4 protein-coding genes (1 of these 4 cut by a window edge) are annotated in these 10,638 nt (G+C 43.8%); all 4 read right to left on the minus strand.

Annotation, left to right across the window (positions count from 1 at the left end; genetic code table 11):
• On the minus strand, positions 1 to 2,279 hold the start of the coding sequence (locus ALPR1_RS20870) for a T9SS C-terminal target domain-containing protein (protein ID WP_008203451.1). The gene continues 26,071 nt to the left of window position 1, outside the view; the window shows 2,279 of its 28,350 coding nt (coding positions 1–2,279); the start codon lies at positions 2,277 to 2,279; the stop codon falls past the left edge of the window.
• A 654-nt stretch (positions 2,280 to 2,933) separates the two neighbouring features.
• The gene (locus ALPR1_RS20115) at positions 2,934 to 5,339 is read right to left on the minus strand and encodes an OmpA family protein (protein ID WP_237701603.1); all 2,406 of its coding nucleotides are present in this window, start codon (positions 5,337 to 5,339) and stop codon (positions 2,934 to 2,936) included.
• A gap of 2 nt (positions 5,340 to 5,341) precedes the next feature.
• On the minus strand, positions 5,342 to 6,316 hold the full coding sequence (locus ALPR1_RS20120; protein WP_008203452.1) for a PorP/SprF family type IX secretion system membrane protein: 975 nt from the start codon (positions 6,314 to 6,316) through the stop codon (positions 5,342 to 5,344).
• A gap of 12 nt (positions 6,317 to 6,328) precedes the next feature.
• Positions 6,329 to 10,638 (minus strand): DUF7507 domain-containing protein (locus ALPR1_RS20465; protein WP_161599243.1); only part of this gene is annotated, 4,310 nt, incomplete at its 5' end.

The raw sequence follows: 10,638 nt of genomic DNA on the forward strand, positions 1-10,638 counted from the left end.
GAGGCGGTAGCCGTATTGGTGAAGCTGCCCGCCTCGATATCCGCTTGGCTAACTCCATAAACTCCTTGGTAGGTCCAGCTTTCTCCCACATCCAAAACACCTGGATTGGAAGTATCCCCTGTTACCGTTGGCGACAAATTGACTTTCGAATCTGCCACATTCACCGAAGAAATCGGAACGTTTCCAGTGTTCTCTAAAATCAATGTGTAATCTAGAAAGTCCGTTGTAGAAGAGTAAGTACTTTGGGTAGCAGATTTGGATAAGGTCCAACTTGGATTTAAAGCCGCATCTACTACCACCGTGTTTGATACAGCATCCGCTAAACTTCCTCCGGCTGGAGAACCAGTAGCGGTGGCCGTGTTGGTGTGACTTCCTGAATCAATATCTGCCTGGGTGACTACATAGGTGCCTGAATAATTCCAAACCTCACCTGGTTCTAAAACGAAAGGAATTCCTACATCACCAGATATCAACCCAATGGTAGATGAAATATCGGGGTCAACGAGGTCAACTGAACTGATGCTGACATTTCCAGTATTTTCTAACTCTAAATCATAATCGAGAAAATCCCCAACAACATTATATTCCTGAGTCGTAGTTGATTTGGTCAGCGTCCACGAAGGTGACTGAACGGCGTCGATCAAAACTGTATTGGATACAGCATCGCTTAGGTTTCCACCGGAAGGAGTTCCACTGGCTGTAGCGATATTAGAAACACTTCCTGCGTCCAAATCTGATTGAGAAACCCCATAAACCGCTTGGTAAGTCCAGCTTTCTCCTACATCCAAAACACCAGGATTCGAGGTGTCTCCTGTTATCGTTGGCAACAAATTGACTTTCGAATCTGTTAGAGTGACTGAGGAAATCGGCACATTTCCAGTATTCTCCAAAATCAGGGTGTAATTGAGAGTTTCGGATGCCGATGAGAAAGATTTTTGGGTAGAGGATTTGGTTAAAATCCAAGAGGGTTGTTGCTGTCCTGTTACCAAGGTAAAAACAGCTCCATCAGGTATGGTGACTGCAAAAAAACTTAGGAGATTGTTTGAAAACAGTGTTGGAGTAATTTCTTGCACTAAACCAGTTTTGAAATCACCATCCCCATCTTCGTCGATTATTAATTTAAAATCTGACTTTTGATTTCCAGTTAGAGACAGACCATTGATGTCTATACCTAAATGAAAAGTTCCTACATCTCCTGTTTTTTTTACTTTCCATTCCCTGGAAATTCTCAAATTATTGGAAAGGCTTATAGGTAAATCATTAGTTTGTTCTATTAATGAAGCCCCATTATTACCAATCATTAAAAAGTCTCCATTATCCAAAGAGGAGGGACTGCCTAAAATTAAATTTGCTTTTCCTGTTTGGCCCGTACCACTTCCACTACCTGTGTTTGTACTATTTGATGAAGGTTGATTCAATCCACTCTCATTATCCAAACCTATCCCAAAAACATCATTCCAATAGGTAGTTTCATCCCAAATTACCGATCCTGCGGAATTGGTATAACTTCCAATAGATGGATCAAGGGTAATCCCATATTTGACAGCTAAATAAGAATGGATTTTGGATCGATCTCCTGCTGATAATGAATTCGGAAATACAATCAGTTCTGCCAAATCTCCCTGCATTTGTTTCCAATTGTTGCTGCCTGCCCCACCAATGATTGGCGCATTAAGTGAGATAGATGTAAAATCAGAACCCGCATTTTGGGATACATTGGTAGCTAATCCATTGATATATGCATTCGCAATGCTTGGTGCAAGGTCAACGGTATTAATGGAGAAATTTTTTTCAAATTCAGAATTGGTGTAAGTCTGGCTATTCAATGGGTCGGTACCAAATATGGTTCCGTTGAGTAGGGAACTAAAGACAACAGAGGAACTAGTGGTAGATCCCAAAACAGCCCCTTGATTTAATAAGCTATTGTATTTAAATACACCAATTACCTCAACAGCCGTGATTTGAGTTGAGCCAACTAGCCCATTATCTGGTAGACCTGAGTCATCAGAATTATTGAATTTAATAACAGGGTTATAATTCAGTTGCTGCGATACAAATTGAGGAGTTCCGCTAATCACAAAATTATTTATTCCTGTTTGATCGGTCCAACCAGTTAAATTACTCCCTGAAGTAGTGGTTCCAGAATTTGCTTTCAGCCAAAGATTTGAACCTGACACCCCCCCTGGACCTGTTTGGGAAAATACGTTACCAACACCAACTAGATAGCTGAAGCAGCTAAAAATCAAAGCACAGAAATATCTGCTTTTAAAAAGATTCATAAAAATAGCTCAGTAGTAGTTTTCTATATATTCTGGGAGTAGATAATTAGCACTAACTTTTTAAAGAATTCATTGACTTGAATTCAAAATTCAGTTTTAAAGGCTATGACTTTCGGTCAATAACTCACTAAAATAGAAAATTCTATATAAAAAACTCCCGAAAGAATAATGAATTTGATTACTTCTTTAAGTATTTTCTTTTTTAGTATAAATTATCGAAGAAAAAGAGATCAATGAATATCAAGCTTTATTTTATATAAAATAAAAGCTCAATGTGATTAACTACTTTTTTCAGTATATATTCTGAGTTCATTCGTTTAAAATTTTCTAACCCACCTTAAGGAAATTTCTAATTGTCTTCACCAACAAATTTTGAGAATATCTCCCTAAACAAATGTTTTGGAGAATAGGCCGAAACAAAACTTTCCAATACCTAAAAGGTTGATGAAACTACCACTATTCAAATTCCATGAAATTTAAAATTCGTGACAAGCCGAAAAAAAGATGATTACCTATCTATAAAAATGAAAATCAATTTCTTTAAAACCTCTTCTATATAAGAGACTTTTTCAATTAGGAATAATGTTACTTAAAAACAAAAAACCCGGATTTTAAATAAATAAGATCCGGGTTTTATTTGTGTTTTAGACTCTTCTACATCACATCGACTTTCTTTTGTCTGCCTGAGTAGGTAAACTGGGACTTGCCCACCCTGAGTTCGGTCCTTCTGTTCAGCTGGTGCATCGCAGAGGTACAGTCCAGTTCACTGCAGTCGTTCACCGGTTTGGTCTCCCCGAACCAGGTCTCTTCCATTCGCTCCCCTTCAATGCCACGCTTGGTCAGATAGGCCTTCACCGCATCCGCTCTTCTTTCTGACAGGCTCTGGTTGTATGCATCATCACCTCGCTGGTCGGTATGCCCCTCGATGTACAGCATCAGGTTCGGCATACGCTTCAGCATGATCGCGGTACGCTCCAGCTCCTTCTTGTGAACACTTCTCAACATGCTCTTGTCAAAGTCAAAGTAAATCGTCGGGATCTGGGCAATCTCGTCCTGGATTTGCGTGAACAGGTCCTCCGGGTCACAGAAGTCCTTGTCCTTCAACTCCTCGGGAATCTCATACTGCTTGCTCGGGTCCGAAAACGCCTCCAGTACCAGTTCCGATCGCCTGTTCAGCTGGTGATCCGTCTCCGGACACGGTACCCCGTCCCCACAGTCATTGACCAGCTGCTGCTCCCCGAACCATTCCAGACGGATACGCTCCGCAGGGATGTTGTACTGGGCCATGTATTCGGTCACGGCCTCCGCACGGTTGTTGGACAGCGTAATGTTGTATTCGTCACTCGCCCTGGAGTCTGTGTGGGAGCCCACCAGTAAATCCAGGAACTCGTAGCGGTTCATCAGCTCGCCCAGCTTGTCCAGTACCGGTTTCGCATCTTCCCTGATCTGGTACTTGTCCAGGTCGTAGTACACAATGTCCACATACACCGGCAACTGGTAAGGAATCGGGATCAGCTTATACTCTCGCTTCAACGTGTCCCCCTCAAAGCCCTTCGTGCTGATATCCTCATCGGTGATACTGAAGTAACCCGGCTTGGAGATCTTGATCCCGAAGTCGCTGTCCGGCTCCAGTTCGGCCGTCAGCTCCCCTTTGGAGTTTCTGCTTGTCTGCACATCCCCGTTATGGGTCTTGTCCCTTAAGGTGGCCAGGTAGCTGTCACCGATCACCAGTCCTTCGCAGTCGATCACACGTGCCAGAAACTGCTTGTAAACCTCTGCCACACTGTAAATATCATCCAGTCCCATGCCCCCTTTTCTGTTCGAGGACAGGTACACTTCCTCTTTTCCTTCCCTCTCCACCTCACGGTAGGCAAAATCATCTGCCAGCGAGTTGACAGGTGAACCCATGTTCATCACATTGCTCATCCCCGTGGCACTGTAGTCGGCCATGAAGATATCCATGCCTCCCATGCCTTTGTGGCCCGTGGAGCTGAAGTAGAACTTATCCTCTTTGCGGAACGCATGGGATTCGTTGCCCGGGGTGTTCACCGGGGAGCCCAGGTTCACCGGGGTCCCGAAGGTCATGTTCTCGTCGTATTCTGAATAGTACAGGTCGGTGCCGCCCATGCCGCCCGGCATATCCGAGGTGAAGTAAAGTCTTTTTGCCGCCTCGTCCACATAGGGATTCATCACCGCATAGCCGATCGAATCGTTGAACGGGACAGCTGTAAAGCCCGTCAGCGTACCGTCTTCGTTCACCTTGCTGTAATAGATCTCCGGCTGTACCACGATGTCACGGGTCTTCTTCACTTTCGTGATCCCTCGGGTCACCGAGTAAAAAAGCATCCCCGATTCCTTGGCAAAGCTCGGGTCGGAAAAATTGTAGGTGTCCGGGATATTCGATACCACTTCACTCACATTCCCTTCTGTATCCTGCTTATACACCGAAAAATATTCCCGGTCGGTATAATCCTGTTTCTCTTCACTGAAAATCTTGTTTCTTCCGTCGATTCGAAGGCTCGGCATCTTGCTCGGATAAGTCCCGCCACGGTCGGAAACAAAGTACCTGTTGCCCGAGCCGTCCACGGCCATCTCAAAGTCTGAGCCGCTGGAGTTCAGTCCTTCCACGCCTTCCACCTTCAGCTTTCGCCTGCTCTGAACATTCAGAAGCTCTTCCACCTGAATGCTGTCCCCGCTCACTCCCTTGCTCTCCAGAATGCTCTTCGCCTCGGATAGCTGGTCGGTCAGCTGACCATACCGCAACAGCTGCATATAGTCTCCCGGTGTAGCCTCATCGTATTCCGATACCGTCGTCTTCCACCAGTCATAGCTGTTGTCATAGTCACGCAGGACTTCATAGGCCTGCGCCGTCTTCTTTGCCGCCTCATACGTCGGCTTCTTCGCATAGGCTTCCTGATACACTTCCACCGCATGCTGGTAGTTCATCAGCTCCATCTGCTCGTCGGCATAGCGTATCTTGCTCTTCTGTGCCTCCGTGGTTCCCACTGTTACCAGTGTCATTGCCGCGGCTATACTCAATATCGTCAATGTCTTTTTCATAATCAGAACCATCTTTGGTTTTTCATTGCTGCTTTTCTAGGGGTCATGTAGAAGCCTACTGACAGCTCATGGGAGTTGTTCTTGTAGTTGCTCAGTACGTTCAGGTTATGGTCATACGCATAACCCAGTCTCAGACGGTCCGTCGCAAAAATCTCGATGATCGCCGCCACCGCGTTCCGGTTGTTCAGGTTCTCGGCAAGGTTGTCGTTCCAGATCTTTACGTTGCTCCGGTAACTTCCTCCAAGCCAGATCCTGTCGTAAAACAGAAACATCGCGTTCAGATCGTAGTTCGTCGGGGCTCCCTTCACTTCCTTGATCAGGAAGCTCGGCTTGAACTGTACCTGATCGGAGAAGGGGATCATCACACCCGCGGTCAGGTAATAGTGAAAATCATGATAGGCCAGCGCAACATCCTCTTTCTCCAAAGCCTTGCTCCCTACCATGTTGTACATACTGAAGCCCGCATAAAATCGGTCCGTATGGAAAAACAAACCCGTGTTCAGGTTCGGGGTCATCAGGTTGATACGTCCGTCGGGTATCTCGCTGTCAGGATAATCGTTCGGATCCAGCATGCTCCCGTCTATCGAATACTGGCTGAAACCAGCACTCACTCCAAGACCCAGCCAGCTCTTCGCTCCCGTCTGGATTCGATAAGCATACGTCAACAGACCTCCGGTCGTCTTCGCAGGACCCAGATTGTCGCTCATAAAACTCACCCCAAAGCCCATCGTTCCCTCGTTCGCCGCCAAATCAGCCGTCACCGTGAACGTCTCAGGCGCTCCCGGAAAATTGATCCACTGGCTGCGGTACGTGCTCTGGATATAGGGCTCGCCCTTGTAACCCGCATAACCCGGATTGATGTGCAACCCGTTGAAAATGTACTGGCTGAACTGCGGAAGCTGTTGGCCAAAAGTCCCCCCGGTGGCCAGTAAGGCCACCAGGAAGGTCATTCCAATGATTTTAAAAGTCGTTTTCATATCGCTTCTTGATTAATCTTTAATTACCTGGATCCAGCCTTTGAACTCATGGGTTTCACCTGAACTATCGACCGCAGTCAATACGTAGAAGTAAGTTCCTGCCACTTGTCCTGGGGCATTCCAGTCATTTTGATAGTTTTCCTCTTCAAGAACATGGTCTCCATATCTGTTGAAGATTGTGATTTCGTTGCTCACAAACTTACCTAGACCCTGGATCTCGAAGGTGTCATTGTCTCCGTCATTATTAGGAGTGATCACATTCGGAATATGGAACGGTAAGATGGTATTCACATCGTCGTCCTGATTATTGGACTCGTCTGTATCATCTTCATCTGCTCCGACTACCACTGTATTTGTAATAGAACCTGCAGCACCTGCTTTCACTTTCACTCTTATCGTTATGCTTGCTTCTGGAGCCAATGCCGAGATCGTCCAAGTAATTGCACTTCCGGACACATTATCGGTTACAGTTGCATTGGTACTGTTTTCAGTCACCGAATTACTGATGTAAGTCACTCCTGATGGTAGGTTATCAGTGACCATCACATTGGAAGCAGGAGTATCACCGTTTGTGATGACGATTTCGTATTCAAACTCATCACCCTCGAAGATTTCAGCTTCAAATGATGTCTTCGTCACACCAAGGTTCACTTGATCATTTTGCAATCTGAAGACCACAAATGCATCATCTTGATTATCAGGGAAGGCAGTCTCACGAAGCGTATATTTCAAAGTATACTCTCTTGCTTCATTTACTCCTGGGATCAAGCTCAACTCTCCGTTTTCATCGATCAATAGACCTACGATTCCGTCAAGTTCTGTGAATTCGAAGTCCACATCAGCTGGATCAGGACGCTGACCTTCAAGCAGATCGTTTTCAAGGATATTACCTAGTAAACCACCATAGCTTAAGAAGTAGGTTCCGAAGTCATCATCATTTGCAATGATTTTTACTTCAGCTTCAAGACATCTGATACCAAAGTCCATATCAAGGAATACAACTTCAGATGCTGTAGCAGTTCTTGTATGAGAGTTATCTGTTGTTACTCCACATCTTGTTTCAAATCTGATACCTTCATTTATGCCAGTAGTTCTAGCACCTGCATCAGGCAAGACTTTAATTAAACCTGTATCTCTAATGAATACTGCTTGCTGACTTAAGAATTCATCTACTTCAATAGTAGCAGTGTATTCTCCTAATCCAGCTTCTGGTCTAGATCTCCAGTATCCAAGGATTCCGATAATCACATCATCCGTATATCCATTAGGGCCGGTGATAAAGATGTTTGCACTTTGATCATTACCGAATCCAGCTTTGTTCAACTCACCTTCATTTTCAGGTCCATCGTATCTTCCGTCACCATTCAAATCAAACCATTCCCAATCTCTAATATTAATAGGAGTAGTGTTGATTGGATTCTGAGTTACTTGACCATCGTTATCAGCATCAAACCACTCATTCTGGATTCCATCGCCGTTCAAGTCAAACCAAACGAAGTCTCCTAGAACAACACCATCATATGTTTCATAAGCGTAGTCATGAGTTTGATACTCGCACTCCTCTATTAGAGTAAAGAATAGTGAGCTCTCTACTGGATACAATCCTCTAGCAGCATTCAAATTGGCATCTTGTACCTGAACTAGATACTGTCCAGGGGCAAAATCCTTAAATGTATATCGACCATCTGCTCCTGTCACTAAGATCAAGATATCTCCAGGGGTAGATTCCTGAGGAATCAACGTCACAGGCACACCTGCCAATGGTTCCCCAGTCATATCATTGTAAACAATACCTGTTATCAATGTTCCGTCGATACAACCAATATTCACAGTAGCATCATCTGTATCACTAACTTCTTCACCTCTAATCGAATCTCCAGTCGCAGAGGCCACATTCACTAGCGGTTGCTGACCTGCGATATCATCTATCGTAACAGTATAAGTTGTCTCAAACGCTTTGGTTTCACCAGGCAACAACAGCTCTATTTGAGTTTCAAATCCAGTCATAGGATCTTCTACTGTAACATCTACCAAAGGAGCAGTTCCTGTATTTGTTACCGACAGAGTATATGTTACAACCTCTCCTTCCTCAAACACTTCGTCTTTATCAGCAGTCTTCACAATCTCAATACCTGGTGTCAGATCTATATTAACAACGGCCTGACTCTGCGCACTTACCTGTGTTCCTGAAAGAACATCTATTGCGTTGACAGTAGCAATGTTCAAGATTGGCTCCCCACTTAGGATATCTTCCAAAGTCACTGTATAGGTAGTTGAGAATGATTTCGTCTCACCAACTGCTAAAGTAATTTCTGGAAGAGAAAGTCCAGTTTTAGGATCCACTAGGTTACCGCTTGATAAAGTTACATTACCGGTATTGGTCACTTCTAATGTATAGTTCAAAACTATTCCCTCTTTACTAACTGAATTTAGATCAACAGTTTTATCAAGTGAAATATTAGGTAGTCTAACTACTGGTGTTTCTACTTCGTCCTCATCATTTGGATCATCATCACCAGGACCATCTCCTGTAGTAAGTGCTGTGTTCAAGATTGAACCAGCATCCATATCTGCCTGAGTTACTTCATAATCTGTATTCACAGCTGTAGAAGCTCCAGGAGACAATGTTCCAACATTCTGATCCAATCCAGTCAATGGATCTGTCACCATTACATTGTTTAAAGTAACATTACCTGTATTGGTCACTGTCAGAGTATAGGAAATCACCTCACCAGCTGCATCAATCTCAGCTCCATTGTCAGATTTAACTATCTGGATCGCCGGCAACTGAATCACTGGTGTTTCTACCTGATCATCATCACTTGGATCATCTTCACCTGGAGCATCCCCTGTAGTAAGTGCAGTATTCAATATTGAACCTGCATCCATATCTGCCTGAGTCACCACATAGTCTGTATTTACAGCTGTGGATGCTCCCGGAGCCAAGGTTCCAACATTCTGATCTAATCCTGTCAATGGATCTGTTACCATCACATTATTCAATGTCACATTGCCTGTGTTCGTCACTGTCAACGTATATGTGATGACATCACCTGCAGCATCAACTTCAGAACCATTGTCAGATTTTAAAATCGCAATATCTGGTTGCTGACACAAGTCAACTTGAGTTTCATTATCAACGTCATTGCTATTTCCAGAAAGATCATCTACAGTAATTTCTCCGATCATTCCACTAGCCTCAGCTTGATTATTGATATATCCTAAATCAGTATCAATCTGAGTCACTTCATAAGTAGCTGTATATGTAGCTGTTTCTCCAGGCTTCAACGTTCCAACTGCACTCGACATGCTGCTGCTTACAAATGTGATCGCTCCCAAAGTTCCTGATCCCGTGAACTGTGTCTCATCCACAGCCACGTTGCTAAGAGTCACATTTCCAGTGTTAGTTACCACGAATGTATAGATTACTGTATCTCCAGTGTCGTAGCAATCATCTTCACTTATTACCTCTGCAGATTTCACAACCGCAATATCTGGTTGCTGACACAAATCAACCTGAGTTTCATTATCAGTATCAACTGAATCTCCAGACAAATCATCAACAGTCATTCCATCACCATAAGAAGCTGTCACCTCTGCTTGGTTATTGATAAACCTAGCGTCAGTATCCTCTTGAGTAATAACATATTCCGCAGTGTACTCAGCAGATTCTCCTGGTTTCAACGTTCCTTCCACACTTCCCATGCTGCTGTTAACAAAGCTTACTGCTCCTAGTGTACCAGTTCCAGTAAAGTGATGAGTCTCATCAATTACCACATTCTCCAATGTAATATTTCCAGTGTTAGTTACCACGAATGTATAGATTACTGTATCTCCAGTGTCGTAGCAATCATCTTCACTTATTACCTCTGCAGATTTCACAACCGCAATTTCTGGCATTTGAGTAAAGCAATCTTTAGCAGAATCCATATCTCTTGCTATTACAACATATTCTTGCTGCTGATTATCTGATCCAGGCACTTCCTGACCGTCGATATATTCTCTAGCTTCAGCGAAAGCAGTGTTTTCATAACACTCTCCTTCAATCATTTCCTGAGTAATGGTAACATTCACTGTGAATGTTTCTACTCCTTGAGGTGCTAGTTCAGCAATAGTCCAATTGTCACCAGTAGTTTCATCTTCTACATAGATGTCATACAAGGTCACATTACCTGTATTCTCAACTGCGATTTCGAAGCTTAAATCCCCACCTAACTCATCATCATTAGAGATCAGAGTTTTGGTTACATCTAATGATGGGTTTTGGCAAAGATCAACTTGAGTCTCATTATCAGTATCAACTGAATCTCCAGACAAACTGA

Origin of the sequence: Algoriphagus machipongonensis (assembly GCF_000166275.1) — a bacterium.
GTDB classification, from domain to species: domain Bacteria; phylum Bacteroidota; class Bacteroidia; order Cytophagales; family Cyclobacteriaceae; genus Algoriphagus; species Algoriphagus machipongonensis.

Excerpts from the sequence above, each read along its gene's own strand:
- ALPR1_RS20115 (WP_237701603.1), bottom strand. The coding sequence starts at position 5,339 with ATGAAAAAGACATTGACGATATTGAGTATAGCCGCGGCAATGACACTG.
- ALPR1_RS20120 (WP_008203452.1), bottom strand. The coding sequence starts at position 6,316 with ATGAAAACGACTTTTAAAATCATTGGAATGACCTTCCTGGTGGCCTTA.